Here is a 2,818-nt window from a genome sequence, read left to right as displayed (position 1 = left end):
CAGATCCTAAGTTCGGATCAGAACTGCTGGCTAAATTTGTAAACATCCTGATGGTAGATGGTAAAAAATCTACTGCAGAATCAATTGTCTATACCGCGCTTGATACCCTGGCTCAGCGTTCAGGTAAAGACTTCCTGGAAGCGTTTGAATTAGCGCTGGATAACGTCCGTCCGACTGTGGAAGTTAAATCCCGTCGCGTCGGTGGTTCTACCTACCAGGTTCCGGTTGAAGTTCGTCCGGTCCGTCGTAATGCGTTAGCAATGCGTTGGATCGTTGAAGCTGCCCGTAAACGCGGTGATAAATCCATGGCTCTGCGCCTGGCAAATGAATTATCCGATGCAGCTGAAAACAAAGGCACTGCCGTTAAGAAACGTGAAGACGTTCACCGTATGGCAGAAGCTAACAAGGCGTTCGCACACTACCGTTGGTAATCAAACGGTAGCGAATTGAGTATAGGGTAGCCAATTGGCTACCCGACTAAATCAAACGAACGACCTAAGAGAGGAAATAATGGCTCGTCAAACACCCATTTCACGTTACCGTAATATCGGTATCAGTGCACATATCGACGCCGGTAAAACCACCACCACAGAACGTATTCTGTTCTATACAGGTGTGAACCATAAAATTGGTGAAACTCACGAAGGTTCTGCAACAATGGACTGGATGGAGCAGGAACAAGAGCGTGGTATTACTATCACCTCCGCAGCAACCACTGCGTTCTGGTCCGGCATGGGTAAACAATTTGAACCACACCGCGTCAACATCATTGACACCCCGGGACACGTTGACTTCACAATTGAAGTAGAACGTTCCATGCGTGTTCTTGATGGTGCTGTGATGGTTTACTGTGCTGTTGGTGGTGTTCAGCCACAGTCTGAAACCGTATGGCGTCAGGCGAACAAATATCATGTACCACGTATCGCGTTCGTTAATAAAATGGACCGTATGGGTGCAAACTTCCTGAAAGTTGTTGATCAGATCAAAACCCGCTTAGGGGCAACTCCGGTTCCTCTTCAGATTGCTATCGGCGCTGAAGAGTCATTCACCGGTGTTGTTGACCTGGTCAAAATGAAAGCGATTCAGTGGAGTGAAGAAGATCAGGGCGCAAGCTTTATCTACGAAGATATCCCTGCAAATCTGCAGGAATTAGCTAAAGAATGGCACCAGAATCTGGTTGAAGCCGCAGCTGAAGCATCAGACGAACTGATGGAAAAATATCTCGGAGGCGAAGAACTGACTGAAGCTGAAATTAAATCAGCATTACGTCAGCGCGTTCTGGCTAACGAAATTATCCTGGTTACCTGCGGTTCTGCATTTAAGAACAAAGGTGTTCAGGCAATGCTGGATGCAGTTATTGAGTATCTGCCTTCCCCATCTGAAGTACCTGCAATCAAAGGTATTCTGGATGATGGTAAAGACACACCTGCGGAACGTCATTCAACTGACGAAGATCCGTTTGCTGCGCTGGCATTCAAAATTGCAACAGACCCGTTCGTGGGTAACCTGACGTTCTTCCGCGTATACTCTGGTGTTGTTAACTCTGGTGATACCGTACTGAACCCGGTTAAATCGAAAAAAGAACGCTTTGGTCGTATCGTTCAGATGCACGCTAATAAACGTGAAGAGATCAAAGAAGTTCGCGCTGGTGACATTGCAGCAGCAATCGGCCTGAAAGACGTAACGACAGGCGACACTCTGTGTGCCATCGATGCGCCAATCATCCTGGAACGTATGGAGTTCCCTGAGCCGGTAATTTCTGTTGCTATCGAACCGAAAACTAAAGTTGACCAGGAAAAAATGGGTATCGCACTGGGCCGTCTGGCGCAGGAAGATCCATCTTTCCGTGTATCAACTGACGAAGAGTCTGGTCAGACAATCATCGCAGGTATGGGTGAACTTCACCTGGATGTTCTGGTTGACCGTATGCGTCGTGAGTTTAAAGTTGAAGCAAACGTGGGTAAACCTCAGGTTGCTTACCGTGAAGCGATCACGATTAAAGCAGCTGATGTTGAAGGTAAGCACGCGAAACAGTCAGGCGGTCGTGGTCAGTACGGTCATGTTATTATCGACATGTTCCCTCTGAACAAAAAGAATGCTGACGGCGTTAACATGGAATATGAATTTGTCAACGAAATTAAAGGTGGTGTGATTCCTGGTGAATACATCCCTGCGGTTGATAAAGGTATTCAGGAGCAGCTGAAATCTGGTCCGTTAGCAGGCTACCCTGTTGTAAATATGGGTGTTCGTCTGCATTACGGTTCATACCATGATGTCGATTCCTCTGAACTGGCGTTTAAACTGGCTGCATCACTGGCATTTAAAGACGGCTTCAAAAAAGCGAAACCTGTGCTGCTGGAACCAATCATGAAAGTTGAGGTGGAAACACCTGAAGACTACATGGGTGACGTAATTGGTGACCTTAACCGTCGTCGCGGTATGATCGAAGGTATGGATGACATGCCTACCGGTAAAATCGTCCGTGCGCAAGTGCCACTGTCTGAAATGTTTGGTTATGCAACTGACCTGCGTTCACAGACCCAGGGTCGTGCTTCTTACTCCATGGAATTCCTGAAGTATAATGAAGCGCCGAACAACGTAGCTCAGGCTATCATTGAAGCGCGTAATGCAAAATAATCGGTTATCACCGGTTTAACTCGTTAATTTCAGTCCCTTCTCACAGTGAAGAAGGGACTCTATAAGGAATAGAGTCGTGTCTAAAGAAAAATTTGAACGTACAAAACCGCACGTTAACGTTGGTACTATCGGCCACGTTGACCACGGTAAAACTACCCTGACAGCTGCAATCACTACCGTT

General features: G+C 46.9%; 3 protein-coding genes. All 3 read left to right on the top strand.

The window, feature by feature from the left end; all coding sequences use genetic code 11:
* The coding region (rpsG, locus tag ACMHKJ_RS15230; RefSeq protein ID WP_413484251.1) for a 30S ribosomal protein S7 at window positions 1-431 on the top strand (431 nt) is incomplete at its 5' end.
* Between the two features lie 79 nt (window positions 432-510).
* Window positions 511-2,637 carry an elongation factor G gene (gene fusA / locus ACMHKJ_RS15225; protein WP_413495198.1) on the top strand — a complete coding sequence of 709 codons (2,127 nt, stop codon included), beginning with the start codon at window positions 511-513 and terminating at the stop codon, window positions 2,635-2,637.
* Between the two features lie 76 nt (window positions 2,638-2,713).
* On the top strand, window positions 2,714-2,818 hold a 105-nt coding region (locus ACMHKJ_RS15220), incomplete at its 3' end, for a GTP-binding protein (RefSeq protein ID WP_005651251.1).

It is taken from the genome of Morganella psychrotolerans, from assembly GCF_965118875.1.
GTDB classification, from domain to species: domain Bacteria; phylum Pseudomonadota; class Gammaproteobacteria; order Enterobacterales; family Enterobacteriaceae; genus Morganella; species Morganella psychrotolerans_C.
This window is presented reverse-complemented; position numbering and strand designations above follow the sequence as displayed.